Below are 18963 nucleotides of genomic sequence, written 5' to 3'. Positions count from 1 at the left end.
CCACGCCGTAGGTCGGGGCTACGTCCCCGACGGCTCTTTGCGGCGAAAAGCGTGTAGGGGACGTAGCTCCGACCTACGGCGCGTTGTGCACGTCCGCGACCGCGCGGCCGGATGGGTCTGCGGCGGCCGCGAACGCCGCATCCCATTCGATCGCCACCGGCGACGAACACGCGATCGACTTGCCACCGGGCACCGTGCGCGCACAGGCGTCGCCGGGAAACGCTTCCTCGAACATGCTGCGGTACCAGTACGCCTCCTTCGTCTGCGGCGGGTTGACCGGAAAGCGCGCCGCGGCCGCGGCGAACGCTTCGTCCCCGACTTGCTGCTCCGCATGCGCCCTGAGTCCGTCGATCCAGCCGTAGCCAACGCCGTCGCTGAACTGTTCCTTCTGCCGCCACAGGATTTCGTCCGGCAGCACGCCCGCGAACGCCTCGCGCAGCACCGCCTTCTCGATCCGGCGCACGCCGTCGGCACGCGTGCCCACCATCTTGTGGCGCGCGTCCATGCGCATTGCCACGTCGAGGAACTCGATATCGAGGAACGGCACCCGCGCCTCCACGCCCCAGGCCATCATCGACTTGTTGGCGCGCAGGCAGTCGTACTGGTGCAGCGCATCGAGCTTGCGCACCGTTTCCTCGTGGAAGGCGCGCGCATCAGGCGCCTTGTGGAAGTACAGGTAGCCGCCGAAGGCCTCGTCGCTACCCTCGCCCGACAGCACCATCTTCACCCCCATCGCCTTGATCCTGCGCGCCAGCAGGAACATCGGCGTCGACGCGCGCACGGTGGTCACGTCGGAGCTTTCGATGTGGCGGATCACGTCCGGCAGCGCGTCGATGCCCTCCTCCACCGTGTAGGTGAAGCCATGGTGCACGGTGCCGAGCGCGTCGGCGGCAACCTGCGCCGCGGCAAGGTCCGGCGCGCCTTCCAGCCCGATCGCGAACGAATGCAGCCGCGGCCACCACGCCTCGGAGCCGTCGTCGTCCTCGATGCGCCGGCGCGCGAAACGTGCCGCGCAGGCGGCGACCAGCGACGAGTCGAGCCCGCCCGAAAGCAGCACGCCATAGGGCACGTCGCTCATCAGCTGGCGGTGTACGGCGCGCTCGAAAGCCTCGCGCAGTTCCCGCGGCGACACCTCAACGCCGAGCGTCGCATCGTGCTCGCGCCAGGCGCGCCGGTAGTAGCGCTGCAGCTGCCCCGTGTCGCTGTCGTACCAGTGGCCGGGCGGGAACTGCGCAACGTCGTCGCACAGCCGCACCAGCGCCTTCATCTCCGACGCCACCCACAGGCGGCCGTCGCCATCGTGGCCCCAGTACAGCGGGCATACGCCGATCGGATCGCGCGCAATCACCGCACGCCCGCGCACTTCGTCCCACAGCGCGAAGGCGAAGATGCCGTTGAGCCGGTCGAGCCACGCGCCCGGATCGGCATCCTGCGCATACAGCGCGTTGATCACCTCGCAGTCGGAGCCGCTCTGGAAAGCGTAGCCGGCAGGCAGCGACTGCTCGAGTTCCTGGTGGTTGTAGACCTCGCCGTTGACCGCGAGCACCAGCGATCCGTCAGCCGACCTCAGCGGCTGCGATCCGCCGGCCGGGTCGACGATGGCCAGGCGCTCGTGGACCAGCAGCGCCCGGCGGCTGGCATGCACGCCACTCCAGTCGGGACCGCGGTGACGCTGGCGTGCGGACAGCGAAAGCGCGAGCGGCCGCAGCGGTCGCAGGTCTGCGCCGGGCCGCAGGTCGAATGCACCGAGGATGGAACACATGGGACAACTCCTTGTGGCCGGCCATGCCGGCGGTGGGAGCGCCCTGCGCAGGAACGAAAACCCGCGCCGGGCGCGGGTTTCGGGATTCCTGGCTGGATCTGTTGCTAGTGGCCTGCCCGGTTGCCCGCCCGCGGATTGCGCACGCGATTATTCGAACCGCGGTTGTTGCGGTTGGACAGGTTGCGGGCAATGGCGGCGGGACGGCAGGACATGCGTCGAAACTAGCGACCGCCGCGGGCGCGGTCAAGCAGCACCGCAATCCTCCTCCACGCCAGTAGTCCCTGAACGGGGGCCGGCGTGACGGCCCGGAATCACCGCCAATTCATCCGTCCTCCCCAAACTTGGACCCCACACACACGCATGGAGAGAACACCATGACCAGCAACCACGGACTGCACGCACTGGCGCTTGCCGTCGGCCTGGGCCTGGGGCTTGCCGCCACCCCCGCGCCTGCGCAGACGGTCGGCTACAACATCCGTACCGGCGACGTCTGGGTCGATACCCGCCTGGGCGAGATCAACGATTACGGCCGGCACTACCGCGACCCCTTCATCGACGAGATGTCCGGGTACTACGGTGCGCCGCGCCCGCTGCTGGTCGAACTGCTCGACCAGCGCGGCTGGGCGCCCGGCGACGTCTACTACGCCTGTGCGATCGCGCATGCGCTGGGCATTCCCTGCATCGACGTGGTGCGCGATTACGACCGCCATCCCGGCCAGGGCTGGGGCGCGGTGGCCAAGCGCATGGGCATCAAGCCGGGGTCGGCCGCGTTCCATGCGCTCAAGCGTGGGCAGGTGGATACCTATCGCCGCTGGGGCCAGACCATCGTGATCGACCGCCCGGTACACGTCGACTGGTCGCGCTCGGGCAACCGCGGCCACTCGCAGGGCAATTCCGGGAACGGCAACCGCGGCAACCAGGGCAACGGGAACCGCGGCAACGCCGGAAACAACAAGGGCAACAACGGCCGCGGCAACAACGGCAATGGCCACGACAACAACGGTCGCGGCAACAATGGCAACGGCAACAACGGAAAGGGAAAGGGCCACGGCAAGCCCTGATCGCTCGCGGTACATCCCTTGAAGCGACGGCCATCCGGTTCCGGGTGGCCGTCGCCGCATCACGGGCCGGTCAACCCGGCAACAGGCGTTCGAGCAGCGCCAGGTAAAGGTCCGGCAGCGCTTCCAGGTCGGCCACGCGCACGTGTTCGTCGACCTTGTGGATGCTGGCGTTCACCGGCCCGACCTCGATGCACTGCGCGCCCAGCGGCGCGATGAAACGCGCGTCCGACGTGCCGCCGCCGGTGCTCTCTTCCGGCGGCCCGCCCGCGAACGCCGCCAGCACCTCGCGCGCAGCGACGCGCAGCGGGCCTTCCGGGGTGAAGAACGGTTCGCCGCTGCGGTGCCAGGACAGCGCGAAGTCGAGGCCGTGGCGTTCGAGCATCGAGGCGATCTCCGCCTCCAGCTTCGCCGCGGTCCAGTGCGGGTTGTAGCGCAGGTTGAACAGCACCTGCAGCTCGCCCGGGATGACGTTGCTGGCGCCGGTGCCCGCGTGCACGTTGCTCATCTGCAGGCTGGTCGGCGGGAAGCTGTCGTAGCCGTCGTCCCAGCGCCGCGCGGCCAGCTCGGCCAGCGCTGGCAGTGCCTCGTGCAGCGGATTGCGCGCCTGGTCCGGATAGGCGACGTGGCCCTGCACGCCGCGCACCACCAGCGTGCCGGTCAGCGAACCGCGGCGGCCGACGCGCAGCAGGTCGCCGAGCACGCGCGTCGACGAGGGCTCGCCGGTGATGCACCAGTCGATGCGCTGGCCGCGTTCGGCAAACTCGCGCGCAACGCGGCGCACGCCGTCGATCGCGTCGCCCTCCTCGTCCGAGGTCAGCAGCAGCGCCACGGTGCCGGCATGGTCCGGATGCGCGGCGACGAAGCGCTCCAGCGCCACCACGAACGCGGCCACGCTGCCCTTCATGTCCGCCGCACCGCGGCCGTAGAGCGCGCCGTCGCGGACCTCCGGCGCGAAGGGGTCGCTGGTCCACGCCTGGCGCGGCCCCGGCGGCACCACGTCGGTATGCCCGAGCAGCACCAGCACCGGGCCGCCCTGGCCGTGCGTCGCCCAGAGGTTGTCGACCTCGCCGAAGCGCAGCTGCTCGCAGGCGAAACCGGCGCGACGCAGGCGGGCGGCCAGCAACGGCTGGCAGCCGGCATCGTCGGGGGTCACGGATGGCCGCGCGATCAGTTCGCAGGCCAGATCAAGGACATCGCTCATGCGCCTATCCTAGCCGTAGGGCGGGTCTCGACCCGCCGTTGGCACGTCGGGCCCTTGCGGGAGACGCGCATCCGGCAAGGAAGGCGGGTCGAGACCCGCCCTACTGGATGCCGAAACGTTTCTTGAAGCCGTTGTCGCTGAAGCCCTGGGTCATGACGCCGTCGTCGGTGACCACCACCGGGCGCCGGATCAGCTGCGGGTACTCGCGCAGCAACAGCTTCCACTCCGGATCCGACGCCGCGGCCTTACGGTTGTCGGGCAGCTGCCGCCAGGTGGTCGAGGACTTGTTGACCAGCGCCGCGAAGCCGCCCGCCTGCCGCGCCCATTCCACCAGCATCTCCGGGGTCGGCTTGTCCTCGCGGTAGTCGACGAATGCATGCACCACGCCGAAGCGGTCCAGCCACTTGCGCGCCTTGCGGCAGGTGTCGCAGTTCTTCAGTCCGTACAGGGTGGTGGTCATGCTGTGCCCCGGGTGTTCACGATGCACGGCATGATGCCGAAAACCGCGGCGCGCGGCGACCGGAAGCCGCCACGCGGGCAGGCCGGTCGCCTCAGCGCTTCACAACCGGCAGCTCGATGTAGCTGGCCGCGTCCGCCGAATGATGCACGGCGTTGTCCGCCACCACCACCTCACTCTCGGTTTCGTTGGAGCCGCCGGTGTTGAGGTTGCGGGCGAACTTGGGGAAGTTCGAACTCGTCACCTCGACACGGATGCGATGCCCCTTGTCGAAGCGGATCGATGTCGTGATCGGCGTCGGCTTGAGGGTGTACACCTGCCCCGCCTGCATCAGCTCGGGCTGCGTGTAGCTGTCGCGGTAGCGCGCGCGCTGCATCGTGTCGCCGATGATCCAGGCGGTGCCGTCCGGCGCCACGTCGACCAGCTTGACCGCGAAATCGGTATCGCGCGCACTCGACGACACCTTCAGCACGGCGTCGACGAAGCCGCTGACCTCCATCGGCTCTTCCAGCGGTTCACTGGTGTAGACCAGCACGTCATGCCGCGATTCGATCTGGCGCTGGTCGAATGCGCCCGCGGTCACCAGGCCACCGTTGCAGCAGTCGCCGCCACCGATGGTCTGCACCGGGTTCGCGGGGTCGTAGCGGTAGCGATCAGCCGGCTCATCGCCGGCCGGTGCCTCGAACGACAGCACGCCGTCGCCGTACATCGAGTTCGCGTGTCCGTCCGAGCGCAGGTACATGCGCACCGGTTGCGCGGCCTTGGGCGGCCACTGGCTGTCGGACTGCCAGCGGTTGGCGCCCATGGTGAAGTAGCGCACGTGCGGCGTGCCCGATGCGAACGCGGCCGGCTTGTCCTTGAGCCAGCGGTCGAAGAACGCCCAGATCTGCTCGTCCACCGGGAAGCTCGCATCGCCCATCTCGCGGTCGCCGACCTTGTAGTCCTCACCGAGCCTGGAAAACTGGCAGTGCGGGTTCGGGCCGATGACGACGTACTGGTTGGCGCTGGCCTCGCGGTCGGAGTTGACCGTGCTGGCGTGGTTGAACAGTTCCATGTTCGGGCCGATCGACACGTCGTACCAGCTGTTGAACCACAGCGCCGGCACGCCCCAGCCCATCGAATCGTCGTACAGGCCGCCGGTCTTCCACGCCGGGTCACCCGGGCCGCGCGCGATCAGCTCCTCGAAGGTGCCCGGCGGCTCGTCCAGCGACGACAGCAGTTCGGCGTACGGCAGGTGGCGGATGTGCTTCGGCCAGTCGACCTTGGGCTTCTCCGTGTCCAGGTCGTTGTACTGCGCCACGCGCGCGCGCATTTCGCCCTTGAGGTCCTGCGGCAGCTGCGCGCGCAGCGGGTTGTCGACGCCGTACATCCACACCGCGAACAGCGTGCGCGGCACGCCGCCGGTGTAGAAGTTGCCCTGCTCCCAGAAGCGGCCGACCTTGCCGATGCCCGCACCTGCCGCCATCGGCACCATCGCCGCGTGCGCCGGATGGTCCATGCCCGCCAGCGCGAGCTGCCATTCGGCCGACGACGAGCAGCCCAGCGTGCCGACCTTGCCGTTCGACCAGGGCTGGTCCGCGATCCATGTCAGCATGTCGTAGCCGTCGGTCTGCGGATAGCCGAGGATCTCGTAATCGCCCTGGCTGAAGTAGCGGCCACGCTCGTTCTGGACGATGAAGGCGTAGCCGCGGCGCACGGCCTCGATCGCGTAACGCGCAGTGCCACCGCGCACGTTGTGTTCGTTGTACGGCGTCTTCCACAGCACCGTCGGCAGCTTGCCGGTCGCGCCCTTGGGGCGCCAGATGTTGGTCGACAGCCCGATGCCGTCGCGCATCGGCACCAACACCGCCTTCTCCGAATCCGCGATCGCGGACAGCTCCTTGCGCAGCCCTTCATCGCTGTAGCGCGACAGGTCCTGCGCGGAGGCGGCCGACGCAACCACGAGCGCCGCTATCAGCAAAATGGTGGAAAACGACTTCTTCATCACGTGCCTCCCCTGCAACGATCCCCCGTGTGTCGCACGCCCGGCGCCCGGCTACCCCTGCCGGAAGTCATGCCCGCGCGATTCAGTCCGCCAAACCGCGCAGCAGTTCATTGATCGAGGTCTTCGATCGCGTCCTCGCATCGACCTGCTTGACGATCACCGCGCAGTACAGCGAATGCGAGCCGTCCTTCGCCGGCAGCTGGCCGGACACCACCACGCTGTACGGTGGCACCGAACCGTAGCTCACTTCCCCGGTCGCGCGGTCGTAGATGCGCGTGCTCTGGCCGAGGAACACGCCCATGCCGATCACGCTGTGGTGGCCGACGACGAACCCCTCGACAACCTCCGAGCGCGCGCCGATGAAGCAGTGGTCCTCGATGATCGTTGGCGCCGCCTGCAGCGGCTCCAGCACGCCGCCGATGCCCGCGCCGCCGGAGATATGGCAGTGCTTGCCGACCTGCGCGCAGGAGCCGACGGTGGCCCAGGTGTCTACCATCGTTCCGGCGCCGATGTGCGCGCCGATGTTGACGAACGACGGCATCAGCACCACGTCCTTGCCGATGAAGCTGCCGCGACGCGCGATCACGCCCGGCACCACCCGCACGCCGAGCTTGCGGAACGCGGCCTCGTCGAACTCCTCGAAGCGCAGCGGGATCTTGTCCCAGAACGGCGACGGATAGCTTTCGACCAGTTCCATGTCCTGCACGCGGAAGTACAGCAGCACGGCCTTCTTGAGCCACTCGTTGACCGTCCAGCCGCCCTTGCCGTCGGGTTCGGCGACACGCAGGTCGCCGCTCTCCATGCGTTCGATCACGCGCTCGACCACCGGACGCGTCGAACCCTCCATTTCCTCGGGCGTGAGCGTGCCGCGGCGCTCCCAGGCGCTTTCGACCATGAACTTCAGTTCATCCTGCGCCGGCGGCGCGGGGGTGGTCTTCTTCGTTGCCGCCTTCTTCGTGGTCTTCTTCTTCGCGGCGGCCTTGGGGGGACTCATCGTTTCACTTCTCCATCGATGCGCGACAGCAGCGCGTCGCGCAGTGCGTCGCGGCTGTCCTGGTTCAATGCGGTGTTGTCGGGTTCGCTGATGCGGAACACGTCCTCCGCGCGCTCGCCGAAAGTGGCGATGCGCGCATCGTGCACGCGCAGGTGGCGCTTGCGCAGCACGTGCGCGATGTCGGCCAGCAGTCCCGGGCGGTCGGTGCAGACCAGGCTGAGCACGGTCTGGCCGCCCTCGGCGCCGTCGTCGAACTGGATGCGCGGGACGATGCGGAAGTGGCGCAGGTGGCGCGGCTGGGTGCGCCGCGCCGGGCGGATGCGCTCGAGCGGGCCGGACAGGGCCTCGGTGAGCCGGCGTTCGATCGCCGCGATCGACGTCGGCTGGCGCGTGTCGCCGGGCAACACCTGGAAACTGTCGAAGATCGTCCCGCCGGGGCCGTCGAGCGCACGCGCCTGCTGGATCTCAAGGCCCAGCCGGTCGAGGCTGATCACGATCGCGGCGAACAACCCGTCGCGGTCGGGCGAATGCACGAACACTTCCAGCGCATGGTCGCCGGCATCGAGCGAACGCACCGCGACCACCACATCCCCCGGCGCCGCGTCGCGCAGCGCCAGCGCCTGCCAGGCCACCTGGTCGGGCCGCGCGCGCAGGAAGCTGTACTCGGGGAAGCGCAGGAACAGCGTGCTGGCCTCGTCGTCATCGATGTCGTGCGTCGACAGCAGCCCGCGCACCGCCGCGCGCGTCTCGGCGATGTGCTCGATCGCCGCGACCGGGTGTTCCACGCCCTGCCGCAGCGCCAGCCGGGTGAACGTGCGCAGGTCGGCGAGCAGGCGGTCCTTCCATGCGTTCCACAGCTTGGGCGAGGTGCCGGCGATGTCGGCGCAGGTCAGCAGGTAGAGGTAATCCAGGCGCTCGCGGTCGGCGACCTGGGTGGCGAAGCGGTGGATCACCACCGGATCGGAGATGTCCTGCTTCTGCACGGTGATCGACATCAGCAGGTGCTTGCGCACCAGCCAGACGACCAGCGCGGTGTCGGCGGCCGGCAGCGCGTGCGCGGCGCAGAACGCCTGCGCGTCCTCGGCGCCGACTTCCGAATGGTCGCCGCCCCGGCCCTTGGCGATGTCGTGGAACAGGCCGGCCAGCAGCAGCAGCTCGGGCTTGCGCAGCGTCGGCCAGACCTCGCGCGCGGTGGCGAACCGGTCGTCTTCGGGCGCGGGTTGCCCGAACGAGGCCAGGTTGCGCAGCACCGCCAGCGTGTGCTGGTCGACGGTGTAGACGTGGAACAGGTCGAACTGCATTCGCCCGGAGACCTGCGCGAACGCCGGGATCCAGCGCCCCAGCACGCCCAGCCGCGCCATCCGTTCAAGCGTGGGCACCGGCCGCTCGCCGCGCAGCAGGGCCATGAAGCGCCCGCGCAGCTCCGGAGTGGCCGCTGCGTAGCCGGGCACCAGGTCCAGCGCCTCGGCCAGCGCGCGCGCGGTCTGCGAATGCAGGCCGCGGGCATCGCGCCGCGAAGCCCAGGTGGCGAACAGCTCGAACACCTGCGCCGCATCGCCGTGCGGCCAGTCCGGGTCGCGCGCGGCCAGGTAGCCGCGGCGCAGTTCGAAGCGCGCATCCAGCGGCTCGGGCGCGGCGGTGCCGTCGAAGTGCTCCTCGAAACGCTGCAACAGGCGGTCATTGACCCGGCGCACGATCGCAGCGGCGCGATAGAACACCTGCATCATCTGCTCGACGCCGAGGTTGCGGGCGTCGTCGGCGTAGCCCAGGCGCGCGGCCAGCGTCTTCTGGTAGTCGAAGCGCAGGCGTTCTTCATGGCGGCCGGCGACCAGGTGCAGGCCGAAGCGCAGGCGGCCGAGCGCCTCCTGCTCGCGCTCGAGCGCCGCGGCCTCGTCGGCGCCGACGTGGCCGAGCCCGACCAGCGCATCGAGCTCGCGCGCGCCGAAGCTGCGCAGCGCCATCCAGCCCAACGTGTGCAGGTCGCGCAGCCCGCCGGGGCCGTCCTTGAGGTTGGGCTCGAGGTTGTCGGATGTGTCGCCGAAGCGTTCGTGGCGCTGGCGCTGCTCCTCGGCCTTGGCGAGGAAGTAGTCGCGCGCGGGCCAGACCTTGTCCGGCGCGATCGACGCGGCCAGCGCGCTGCGGTCGGCGATGTCGGCGACCAGCGGGCGGGACTCGAGCAGCGCGGTGAGCACGGTCGGATCCGCGGCGGCCTGGGTGCACTGCGCGGGCGAACGCACCGCGTGGCTGGCCTCCAGGCCGATGTCCCACAGCAGCGCGAAGAAGCAGGCCAGCGCGTCGCGGCGGGCGTGCTGCTCTGCTTCGTCGGCCAGCACCAGCAGGTCGATGTCCGAATGCGGGAACAGCTCGCCGCGGCCGTAGCCGCCGACGGCGAACAGGGCCAGCTGCGCGGCGCCGGGAACGCAGCGCGCCCAGGCGTCGCGGATCAGGCCGTCGATGGCACGGGCACGATCGGCGACCAGGCGGTCGACCGCCTCGCCCCGGTCGAAGCGCGCCGCCAACGCGGCATCGGTGCGGGCAAGCGCGTCGCGGGCGGCCTGCAGCCAGGCCGCCTCGTCGTCCGCGCCTGCAGGGGTCGCCGCGTCGGAGGGTGCGGCGTCGTTCACGTCAGCCGCCGGCGGCGTCGCCCGGCCCGAGCGTGAGCACGTCCACGCCGGTCGCGGTCACGGCGATCATGTGCTCCCACTGCGCCGACAGCCTGCGGTCCTTGGTGACCACGGTCCAGCCATCGGGCAGCACCTTCGCGTGGCGCTTGCCCTCGTTGATCATCGGCTCGATGGTGAAGGTCATGCCCTCCTGCAGCACCAGGCCCTCGCCCGGCCGGCCGTAGTGCAGCACCTGCGGTTCGTCGTGGTAGACCTTGCCGATGCCGTGGCCGCAGTACTCGCGCACCACCGAGAAGCGCTCGCCTTCGGCGTACTGCTGGATCGCATGGCCGATGTCGCCCAGGGTCGCGCCCGGCTTCACCGCGCGGATCCCGCGCCACATCGCCTCGTAGGTGGCATCGACCAGCCGCCGCGCCATCACCGACGGCGTGCCCGCGTAGTACATGCGGCTGGTGTCGCCGTGCCAGCCGTCCTTGATGACGGTGACGTCGATGTTCAGGATGTCACCGTCCTTGAGCACCTTCGACTCATTCGGGATGCCGTGGCAGATGACGTTGTTGACCGAAATGCAGGTGGCCTTGGGATAGCCGCGGTAGCCGACGTTGGCCGGCGTGGCCTGCTGCACGTTCACGATGTGCTCGTGGCAGATGCGGTCCAGCTCCTCGGTGGTCACCCCCGGCTTCACGTGCGGGGCGACGACCTGCAGGACTTCGGCGGCAAGGCGGCCGGCCTCGCGCATCTTCTCGATCTCGGCGGGGGTCTTGAGGTGGATGGTCATCCGGAAATTATCGTCGATCCGGCCCGGTTCCGCTGGACTGGCCGGGTAGTCGCCCCGCGCGCAGGTGTCCGCCCCGGCGAACGCTTTGCGCCCTGCCCCCTCATGAATCCCGTGTGAGCAGTGTGAACTTGGCGGCTGAAATGTGACGCCACACCCAAAATGCGACGTTGTACGTCACATTTCCCCGCTTTTTTTTCCGTTCCTGCGCCTGGAGCCCTGCGGGCGGAGGGCGTTTCGTCTTCGCTAACACGCTCCGCGGGATTGGCACGCTTCATGCATCGGAGCTCCGGTGACCGGATGTCATCGAGATCGTCCAAGGGGACGGGGCCGCCCGGCGCCCATCGTGCCGATCTCGAGCCGGACCCGGCTTTTCCGAATCCGAAATCCACAAACCCGAGGACACCACGATGCGCCTGCTCACCAAGACCCTGCTCGCCGCCGCCGCGATCGCCGCCATGCCGATGGCCGCCAACGCCGAATCGCAATACGTCAGCGGGAGCGGCAGTGCCAATGCCCGCCTGGACTTCCAGGTCACCGTCCCGCGCATCCTGTTCCTGCAGGTGGGCACGGGCGCCGACGGCACCACCAACCCGGCGATCGACCAGATCTCGTTCGTGGTGCCGGCCGCGAGCCTGGGCAACGGCACCGCCGTGGCCGCCACCGCCGGCTCCGGCGACGTGGGCAACGGCACCGTCACCGCCAAGGTGCTGGGCAACAACGGCACGATCACCTTCACCTCGACCACGCTCGGCGCGCTGGAGAACGGTGCCGGCGACAGCATCTCGTACAGCGAGGTCAACACCGCCGTGGCACCGCTGACCAGCGCCATCCCGCTGCAGCACCCGACGCTGGCCGACGGCGCGACCACCACGCTCACGCTGAGCCCGGCGACCGGTAAGCTCGTCCAGCGCGATGCGCAGTGGACGTACACCTACGCCAACTCCGTCGTGGCCGCGCCCGGCACCTACGGCGGCGTCAACACCAACAACAGCCGCGTGACCTACACCGCGGCGATGCCGTAAGGGCACGACCGAAGCCACCCGGACCGGCCTTCCAGGCCGGTCCCTCCGCTCCCGTCAGGAACCAGCATGAAATTCCGCCGCGCGATTCCACTCGCGCTGTGCCTGGCGCTGTCCGGCATGGCGCCCGCCACGCAGGCCTTCGTCGTCAACATCGACGGCAGCGGCCTCCTGGGCGGTGCATCGGTCTACCTGCGCGTGGGCGACGGCGTGTACAGCGGCAACTTCATCAACCACGGCACGCCGGGCAACGGTGGCCCGCTGAACCGCGTCTCCGTCACCGTACCGGCCGCGATGCTGGGCAACGGCAGCAACCTCGCGATGACCAGCAACGCCACGGAGCCGCGAAGCTTCTACGACAGCTTCGTCTTCTGCAACGTACCGCAGCAAGTCTATGTCGGCGGTTTCAACCGCGGCGGCCTGCTTACCGGCGGCGACACCGTGCTGACCGTGACCGCGCCAACCCACCTGGTCAGCGCGAACGGCGACACCATTCCCTTCTCGCAGATCAGCTGGACCAGCAGCGGCAACGGCGATGCCGCCGGCTCACAGCCGTTTCCTGCCGGCACCTTCAGCGGCGGCACGCAATCGCTGGGAAGCTTCCCGAAAAACACCTGGCGGGAAAGCTGCCACACCTTTTCCTACGGCAACGATGCGATCGTTCCCGCCGGCACATACAACGGGCGCGTGACCTACACGCTGACGGTGCCATGAGAGCGCGCAGCCGCCACCCGTTCTGCGCGGCATTGTTGGCCGCGGCCTGGCTTGCGGCGGCCGTCCCCGCCGTCGCCGGGCAGACCTACCCCGTCGACGACAGCGCCAGCCAGGTGCTGGGCAGCACGCTGCGGCTCAAGCCAGAGGTGATGCCGGCGCGCGGACGCCCGCTGTACATGGTCTCGGGCGAGATCGCGGTGCAGGTACGCCTGGATGTTTCGCCCTGGCAGGGCCGCAACGGACGCATCTACATGCTGCTGCCGGACCAGCCCGCGGGCGCGCTGACCGCCACCTGGACCACGCGCGGACGCCTGCTGCCCGGCGTGCTGCGCGCCGGCGAACGCGCGCTGGTCTACGCCGGCCCGCTCCCCGCCCGCCTGCTCGAGGACACCATGCGCCTGCGCGTCGACGCGGACGGACGCAGGTTGCCGCCGTCCGAGCAAGTCGCCTTCTCGTTCGAAATCGACCTGGATTCACCATGACGCTCCGACGCCAACGCACCGTTTCCGCGCTGCTGCTCCTGGCCTGCCTGTCCTGCGGCAGCGCATTCGCGCAGGGCTTCTCCGCGCTGGTCTCCCCTCCCCGCTTCGAGGACAGCGCCAGCGCCGGCGACACGTACCGCAACGTCATCGAAATCAACAACGTCTCCGGCAGCGCCACCCACTTCACGGTGCAGACCGCGGACTGGACGTTCAAGCCCGATGCCACCGTCGAGTTCTCGGACGCGCTGGCCCCGGGCAGCTGCAGGCCGTGGGTGGGCCTGGAGTCCGCGGAGATCGACCTTGCGCCCAACGCCAGGCGCCGCTACCGGTTCGAGGTGCGTGTTCCGGCCGATGCACCGGCCGGCGAGTGCCGCTTCGCGATCATGATCGAAGGCGACCCGCAGACCGTGGGGGGCGGCGCCGCGGTACCGGTGTCCGGACGCATCGGCGTGATCGTCTACCTGGCGATCGGCGACGCCGCGGCCAACCTGGAAGTCGTCGGCCACGAGGCACGCACGATCGAAGGCAACCTCGTTCCGGTGCTGACCGTGCACAACCACGGCAATGCACACGGGCGCCTGCAGGGCTTCGTCGACGGGACGGACGCCAGCGGCCGGTCCTACGCGCTGCAGCCCGCGACGCTGCCGATCCTGCCTGGCGAAACCCGCGACATCGCGCTGGTGCCGCAGGCCGACAACGAGGCCGCCGCCGCACCGGTGATCGCCTGGCCGCTGCGGCTGCACGGCCGCCTGGACTGGGGCCGGCAGCGCCTCGACATCGCCGCGACCATCGACAAATGACGATCCCCGGCCACCGGCGCCTGGCGCTCGCGATCGCGATCGCCGGCAGTCTCTCGATGGGCGCGGCACGGGCGCAGGAAGCCGCGGGCGCGGCGCAAGAGCCCTACGTCGACCGCATCATCTCGCCGCAGCAGCTGCAGCCCCTGCCGCCCGAGGACGACGAAACGGCCGACGACACCGGCCTGCCGCGCTCGTTCCGGATCGAGGCCGTGGCCAGCCGCAACGAGTACGGCGACGACAGCTTCGACGAACAGGGCCTTTCCATCGGCGGCTTCCGTGAGACCGCGTCGTGGGGCGCCTTCTCGCTCGACGCCACCGTCTTCCACAGCGATCGCCGGCGCTTCAACGGACTCGGCGCCAATGACGGCGACATCGGCGGCCTGGCCACGCTGTGGCAGCGCAACCTGTACCTGGGCAACGGCTGGCGCGTGGACAACGGGCTGGGCGTGCTGAACACGCCGGCGCCCCCGCTGCAGCGCAGCCAGTACCGGTTCTTCCTGCCGACCGTCGCCTTCGCCGGCGCCAGCAGCGAATGGCACAGCGCCGGAAACGGCCTGCTGCTGCAGGGCGGCTTCGGCCGGGCTGGCGTCTATACCGGCACGCGCGTGGTCGGCTTCGACGTCGCCGACGGCAACGTCGCGGCCCTGGGCGCGCAGTGGCAGTGGGCGCCGCAGTGGACCGGCGCGGCCTCGTTCCTCGGCACCCACGGCCGCATCGTGCCCGACGACCTGGGCGAGCCGGTGTTCGAACCCGGCGACACGCAGGCGCTCTACGCGGCTGCCGCATGGCAGGGCGAACGCGACCGCGCGCAGTTCAACGTGCTGGGCAGCGACGGCGACCCGGGCAGCGCGACCGGCGCCTGGATCGATATCGACTCCGTGCGCGGGCGCTACCGGCACAACTTCGGCGCCTACCGCCTCGGCCAGGGCCTGGCATGGGGCGCGCTGCCGATCAACAACGATGTCGAGGGCGGCTACTACCGGATCGGCTACCAGTACGGGCGCTGGAACTGGAACGCCGGACTCGACGGCATCCATTCGCTGTCGGGTGATGGTTTCGACGGCCTGTACGCATCCGGGTACGTGCGCTACCAGGCCAGCAGCACGCTGGGCTACGGCGGCAGCCTGAACCTGCGCGACGCCATGGACACCAGCCACAGCCTGCAGCTGTTCCTCGACAAGCAGACCGGCTGGGGCCAGACCCGGGTACAGGTCGACGAAGCCAGCTCCGGGGGGCGTTCGGACAGCTGGCAGGTCAGCCTCGACCAGGCATTCCCGCTGCGGCAGGGCACGCGGCTGTCGGCCTCGATCGCGCACGGCTCCCTGCACTACGACGACGACATCGACGCCACCACCACGACCACGCTGGCGCTGTACGGCGGCCGTGAGCTGACCGATCGCCTGACCGTCGACGGCAGCGCGCGCTGGACCCACGGCAACGGCAGCGAGGCCTTCCGCGGCACCGACCTCAACATCGGCCTGAACTGGCGCGTCACGCCGCGCTGGTCGCTGAGCGCGGCGTTCTACCAGAGCCGGGGGTCGCGGCGCTCGCCGTTCATCCTCGACCCGCTGGTGACCGGGACGCCCTTCATCTCGCTGCCGCGCAATCGTTCGGTGTTCCTGACCCTGCGCTACGAACTCAGCGCAGGGCGTCCCCAGGGCGTGATCGGCGGCGCGCCGGGCGGCCCGACCGGCACCGTCGCCGGCAGCCTGTTCCTGGACGACAACGGCGACGGCGTGCGCGGCGCGAGCGAGCAGGCCGCGGCCAACGTCACCGTGCTGCTGGACGGTCGCTTCGCGGTGCGCACCGACAGCCTCGGCAACTTCGAGTTCCCGCGCGTGGCCGCCGGCAGCCACACCCTGACCGTGGTCCCGGACAACCTGCCGCTGCCGTGGTTCGTCGCGCCCGGCGACGCGCAGCGTACCGTGCAGGTCCGCGTGCGGCAGGCGACCCGGGTCGACATCGGCGCCCGGCGGCAACCCTAGGCCTGGCCGGGCCTTCCACCGGCCGCTGCGCGGCTGCCGTGCATGCGCGGGCCCCGTTGCCCGTGGCCGCCCAGTCGTTTGCCTCGCGGCCTTCCGGACCGCTATAATCCCGCGGTTCCCCCGGCCGCGGCCGGGAAACCGCCCACGCCGGGCGTCACCGGCGAATACACACCCGCTGCAAACACCCGTTCCGGGGTGTCTTTCGCCAGTCTGGAGCCAAGGCTCCGGCACGTTTGACTGGCGGGGGATCTGGACACGGAGGCAGCGGGGAGGCCCAACCCCGGAACCGTCGCCCAGGCCGCCCATGCGGGCAGCCGGCGAGCCGCCCCTCCTTCCGGCGGCCAGGTTCCCCATCAGGAGTCACCAGCAATGCCCCAGATCACCATGCGCCAGATGCTGGAAGCCGGCGTGCATTTCGGCCACCAGACCCGCTACTGGAACCCCAAGATGTCGCCGTACATCTTCGGCGCCCGCGGCAAGATCCACATCATCAACCTCGAGAAGACCGTGCCGCTGTTCGGCGACGCGATGAACTTCATTTCCAGCATCGCGCAGAAGCGCGGCATGATCCTGTTCGTCGGCACCAAGCGCAGCGCGCGCGAGGCGATCAAGGAAGAAGCCGAGCGTTGCGGCATGCCGTACATGACCCAGCGCTGGCTGGGCGGCACGCTGACCAACTTCCGCACGGTGAAGGCCTCCGTGTCGCGCCTGAAGACGCTGGAAGCCGGCGAGACCGACGGCAGCTTCGACAAGCTGGTCAAGCACGAAGTGCTGGGCCTGCGCCGCGAGCGCGAGAAGCTGGAAGCCTCGCTGGGCGGCATCAAGGAGATGGGCCGCCTGCCGGACGCGCTGTTCGTCATCGACATCGGCCATGAAGACATCGCCATCAAGGAAGCCAGGAAGCTCGGCATCCCGGTGATCGCCGTGGTCGACACCAACTACGACCCGGCCCTGGTCGACTACCCGATCCCCGGCAACGACGACGCCATCCGCGCCGTGCAGCTGTACGCCGCCGCCGCCGCCGACGCCGTGCTGGAAGGCAAGGCCGCCGCGCCGAACGTGGCCAGCGTGCGCGAGGAAGAGTTCGCCGACGCCGATGGCGACAAGCCCGCCCGCCGCGCCCCGGCGAAGAAGGCCCCGGCCAAGCGCGCATCGGCCAAGGACGATGGCAAGGCCGAGGCGCCGGTTGCTGCCGAGGCCGCTGCTGCCGAAGCCCCGGCCGCGACCGAAGCGACGCCGGCTGCGGACGCCGCAAAACCTGCCGCGGAGTAATCCGCCGGTCACGCAGCCGCGCCAGAGTGCGCGGCTGCCCATTTCCCTTGCGGGAGCGGCTTCAGCCGCGAGCTTTCCACGATGCCACGCGCCACCAGGGCCGGACGAGCGTCGCCGGGCCTGGCAGTCATGTATTGCCAAGCGAGTGGTCCGCCCCCATTTCGACCGCATGAAGCTCGCGGCTGAAGTCGCCCCCACACCCACGAATCACGAGGTTTTATCCATGGCTGAAATCACCGCATCCCTGGTCAAGGAACTGCGCGAGCGCACCGGCGCCGGCATGATGGAATGCAAGAAGGCACTGACCGAGACCAGCGGCGACGTCGATGCCGCCGCCGAGGCGCTGCGCAAGTCGGGCCTGGCCAAGGCTGACAAGAAGGCCGGTCGCGTCGCCGCCGAGGGCCGCATCGCGATGGCCCGGGAAACCGGCAAGGCCGTGCTGGTCGAGGTCAACTCCGAGACCGACTTCGTCGCCAAGGACACCAACTTCATCGCCTTCGCCGAAGCCGTCGCCAACGCCGCGCTCGGCGCCACCGATGTCGAGGCCCTGAAGTCGGCCAGCGTCGGCGGCAAGACCGTCGAGGAAGCGCGCGCCGAGCTGATCGCCAAGATCGGCGAGAACGTGCAGGTGCGCCGCATGGTCCGCATCGACAGCGACAACAACGTCGCCGCCTACGTGCACGGCGGCCGTATCGGCGTGCTGGTCGAGGTCAAGGGCGGCGACGCCGAGCTGGCCCGCGGCCTGGCAATGCACGTGGCGGCGATGAACCCGCCGCACATCAAGGCGTCCGACGTCCCGGCCGACTTCGTCGCCAAGGAGAAGGAAATCGAGCTGGCCAAGATGTCCGAGAAGGACAAGGCCAAGCCGGCCGAGATTCTGGAGAAGATCATCGGCGGCAAGATCGCCAAGATCGTCAACGAGGTCACCCTGTACGGCCAGCCGTACGTGCTCGACACCAACCAGACCGTCGAGGCCGTGCTCAAGGCCGCTGGCGCCGAAGTGGTCGGCTTCCAGCGCCTGGCCGTCGGCGAGGGCATCGAAAAGGTGGTCGAGGACTACGCCGCCGAAGTGATGAAGCAGGCCGGCCTGGCGTAAGCCGCGCCGACGCCGTCATCCTGAAAAGGCCGCGGGGAACCGCGGCCTTTTTCTATGGTTCTTCCCGGAACCAACAAGGGACGGTGGCAATCCAGGCAGGTGACCTGTATCGCGGGCGTCGGAAACAGCGTTGTCCCGGTTCGTTGACGCGGCTTTTGTCAGCGCCGAGAGGATCAAGAGCCGTCGGGCGCATAGGCCCGACCTACGGGGTCGCCCGATCCGGTTGAAGCGGATGGGCCGTAGGTCGGGGTTACATCCCCGACGCGCTTTCCGCTCCGTTCGCAGGCCTATCCCTCGGAGCGATTCGCGGCCTCACGGTCGCGCTCGTATCGCCTTGCAAGCTCGAACGGCGGCAGCCACGACTCGCGGCGGACGGTCCACAGCTCGTAGGTCGGTACCAGCTGGTCCGGGGCATCCAGGGACCCGAGGTTCACTTCGACCTCGTCGTCGCTGCGCCCGAAGACCGAGGAGCCGCAGCGCGGGCAGAAGAACCGTCCCGCGTAGTCGCGCGTTTCGCCTTCGATCGCCACCGCATCCCGCGGGAATATCGCGGAGGCGTGGAACAGGGTGCCATGGTGCTTGCGGCAATCGAGGCAGTGGCAGATGCCGACCCGGTACGGAGGCCCCGATGCCACGATCCGGACGTCGCCGCACAGGCAACCGCCTGTGAATCGATCCATGCCGTGTCTCCTCTGGATCACACGCGCGGAAGGTTGCGCGCGAGCCGGGCGCGC

At 69.6% G+C, this 18963-nt stretch carries 16 protein-coding genes; 8 read left to right on the top strand and 8 right to left on the bottom strand.

The window, feature by feature from the left end:
* Window positions 1-73: 73 nt before the first annotated feature.
* Window positions 74-1762, bottom strand: a complete 1689-nt coding sequence (gene asnB, locus ACFONC_RS14035) for an asparagine synthase B (RefSeq protein ID WP_386745072.1) — start codon at window positions 1760-1762, stop codon at window positions 74-76.
* Between the two features lie 374 nt (window positions 1763-2136).
* Between asnB and ACFONC_RS14030 the strand changes: the two genes are divergently transcribed.
* Window positions 2137-2823: a hypothetical protein gene (locus ACFONC_RS14030; RefSeq protein WP_386745070.1), complete on the top strand. Its 687-nt coding sequence runs from the start codon at window positions 2137-2139 to the stop codon at window positions 2821-2823.
* A 70-nt stretch (window positions 2824-2893) separates the two neighbouring features.
* On the opposite strand, the gene dapE is transcribed toward ACFONC_RS14030, so the two are convergent.
* The 6 genes from dapE to map all read right to left on the bottom strand — a co-directional run bounded on the left by dapE (window position 2894) and on the right by map (window position 10861).
* Entirely contained in the window at window positions 2894-4024 is a 1131-nt protein-coding gene (gene dapE, locus ACFONC_RS14025) for a succinyl-diaminopimelate desuccinylase (RefSeq protein WP_386745068.1), read from the bottom strand.
* Window positions 4025-4124: 100 nt separating this feature from the next.
* Window positions 4125-4484, bottom strand: a complete 360-nt coding sequence (locus ACFONC_RS14020) for a Spx/MgsR family RNA polymerase-binding regulatory protein (RefSeq protein WP_386745066.1) — start codon at window positions 4482-4484, stop codon at window positions 4125-4127.
* Between the two features lie 91 nt (window positions 4485-4575).
* Complete coding sequence (locus tag ACFONC_RS14015; RefSeq protein ID WP_386745064.1) at window positions 4576-6465, bottom strand: CocE/NonD family hydrolase; 1890 nt, start codon at window positions 6463-6465, stop codon at window positions 4576-4578.
* Between the two features lie 82 nt (window positions 6466-6547).
* Window positions 6548-7459 (bottom strand): 2,3,4,5-tetrahydropyridine-2,6-dicarboxylate N-succinyltransferase, encoded by a 912-nt coding sequence (gene dapD / locus ACFONC_RS14010; RefSeq protein WP_386745062.1) that lies wholly within the window; start codon window positions 7457-7459, stop codon window positions 6548-6550.
* Entirely contained in the window at window positions 7456-10083 is a 2628-nt protein-coding gene (gene glnD, locus ACFONC_RS14005) for a [protein-PII] uridylyltransferase (protein WP_386745060.1), read from the bottom strand. The genes dapD and glnD overlap by 4 nt, the downstream gene beginning before the upstream one ends.
* 1 nt (window position 10084) lies before the next feature.
* A complete protein-coding gene (gene map, locus ACFONC_RS14000) occupies window positions 10085-10861 on the bottom strand; it encodes a type I methionyl aminopeptidase (protein WP_386745058.1) in 777 nt (258 codons plus the stop codon).
* Window positions 10862-11268: 407 nt separating this feature from the next.
* Here map and ACFONC_RS13995 point away from each other — a divergent pair, with 407 nt between their 5' ends.
* The 7 genes from ACFONC_RS13995 (at window position 11269) to tsf (ending at window position 18229) form a co-directional block, all read left to right on the top strand.
* Window positions 11269-11883 carry a hypothetical protein gene (locus ACFONC_RS13995; protein WP_386745056.1) on the top strand — a complete coding sequence of 205 codons (615 nt, stop codon included), beginning with the start codon at window positions 11269-11271 and terminating at the stop codon, window positions 11881-11883.
* 66 nt (window positions 11884-11949) lie between these two features.
* Window positions 11950-12594: a hypothetical protein gene (locus ACFONC_RS13990; RefSeq protein ID WP_386745055.1), complete on the top strand. Its 645-nt coding sequence runs from the start codon at window positions 11950-11952 to the stop codon at window positions 12592-12594.
* Window positions 12591-13076 carry a hypothetical protein gene (locus ACFONC_RS13985; RefSeq protein WP_386745053.1) on the top strand — a complete coding sequence of 162 codons (486 nt, stop codon included), beginning with the start codon at window positions 12591-12593 and terminating at the stop codon, window positions 13074-13076. The genes ACFONC_RS13990 and ACFONC_RS13985 overlap by 4 nt, the downstream gene beginning before the upstream one ends.
* A complete protein-coding gene (locus ACFONC_RS13980; RefSeq protein WP_386745052.1) occupies window positions 13073-13876 on the top strand; it encodes a COG1470 family protein in 804 nt (267 codons plus the stop codon). The genes ACFONC_RS13985 and ACFONC_RS13980 overlap by 4 nt, the downstream gene beginning before the upstream one ends.
* A complete protein-coding gene (locus tag ACFONC_RS13975) occupies window positions 13873-15861 on the top strand; it encodes a carboxypeptidase-like regulatory domain-containing protein (RefSeq protein WP_386745050.1) in 1989 nt (662 codons plus the stop codon). Before ACFONC_RS13980 ends, ACFONC_RS13975 begins: the two co-directional genes overlap by 4 nt.
* 369 nt (window positions 15862-16230) lie before the next feature.
* Window positions 16231-17133, top strand: coding sequence for a 30S ribosomal protein S2 (rpsB, locus tag ACFONC_RS13970; RefSeq protein WP_386745049.1), 903 nt, complete (start codon window positions 16231-16233; stop codon window positions 17131-17133).
* 223 nt (window positions 17134-17356) lie between these two features.
* Window positions 17357-18229 (top strand): translation elongation factor Ts, encoded by an 873-nt coding sequence (gene tsf / locus ACFONC_RS13965; RefSeq protein ID WP_386745047.1) that lies wholly within the window; start codon window positions 17357-17359, stop codon window positions 18227-18229.
* 287 nt (window positions 18230-18516) lie between these two features.
* Here the strand turns inward: tsf and ACFONC_RS13960 are convergent, their stop codons facing one another.
* Window positions 18517-18909 (bottom strand): GFA family protein, encoded by a 393-nt coding sequence (locus tag ACFONC_RS13960; protein ID WP_386745045.1) that lies wholly within the window; start codon window positions 18907-18909, stop codon window positions 18517-18519.
* Window positions 18910-18963 lie beyond the last annotated feature (54 nt).

The organism is Luteimonas soli, from assembly GCF_042648865.1.
Classification (GTDB): Bacteria; Pseudomonadota; Gammaproteobacteria; order Xanthomonadales; family Xanthomonadaceae; genus Luteimonas; species Luteimonas soli.
Note: the sequence above shows the minus strand (reverse complement) of the source record. Positions and strands in the feature narration are given on the sequence as shown.

Coding starts and splice junctions, on each gene's coding strand:
- ACFONC_RS13990 (WP_386745055.1), top strand. CDS start 11,950: ATGAAATTCCGCCGCGCGATTCCACTCGCGCTGTGCCTGGCGCTGTCC.
- rpsB (WP_386745049.1), top strand. CDS start 16,231: ATGCCCCAGATCACCATGCGCCAGATGCTGGAAGCCGGCGTGCATTTC.
- dapD (WP_386745062.1), bottom strand. CDS start 7,459: ATGAGTCCCCCCAAGGCCGCCGCGAAGAAGAAGACCACGAAGAAGGCG.
- ACFONC_RS14020 (WP_386745066.1), bottom strand. CDS start 4,484: ATGACCACCACCCTGTACGGACTGAAGAACTGCGACACCTGCCGCAAG.
- ACFONC_RS13975 (WP_386745050.1), top strand. CDS start 13,873: ATGACGATCCCCGGCCACCGGCGCCTGGCGCTCGCGATCGCGATCGCC.
- ACFONC_RS13960 (WP_386745045.1), bottom strand. CDS start 18,909: ATGGATCGATTCACAGGCGGTTGCCTGTGCGGCGACGTCCGGATCGTG.
- tsf (WP_386745047.1), top strand. CDS start 17,357: ATGGCTGAAATCACCGCATCCCTGGTCAAGGAACTGCGCGAGCGCACC.
- map (WP_386745058.1), bottom strand. CDS start 10,861: ATGACCATCCACCTCAAGACCCCCGCCGAGATCGAGAAGATGCGCGAG.
- asnB (WP_386745072.1), bottom strand. CDS start 1,762: ATGTGTTCCATCCTCGGTGCATTCGACCTGCGGCCCGGCGCAGACCTG.
- dapE (WP_386745068.1), bottom strand. CDS start 4,024: ATGAGCGATGTCCTTGATCTGGCCTGCGAACTGATCGCGCGGCCATCC.
- ACFONC_RS13995 (WP_386745056.1), top strand. CDS start 11,269: ATGCGCCTGCTCACCAAGACCCTGCTCGCCGCCGCCGCGATCGCCGCC.
- ACFONC_RS14015 (WP_386745064.1), bottom strand. CDS start 6,465: ATGAAGAAGTCGTTTTCCACCATTTTGCTGATAGCGGCGCTCGTGGTT.
- ACFONC_RS13985 (WP_386745053.1), top strand. CDS start 12,591: ATGAGAGCGCGCAGCCGCCACCCGTTCTGCGCGGCATTGTTGGCCGCG.
- ACFONC_RS13980 (WP_386745052.1), top strand. CDS start 13,073: ATGACGCTCCGACGCCAACGCACCGTTTCCGCGCTGCTGCTCCTGGCC.
- ACFONC_RS14030 (WP_386745070.1), top strand. CDS start 2,137: ATGACCAGCAACCACGGACTGCACGCACTGGCGCTTGCCGTCGGCCTG.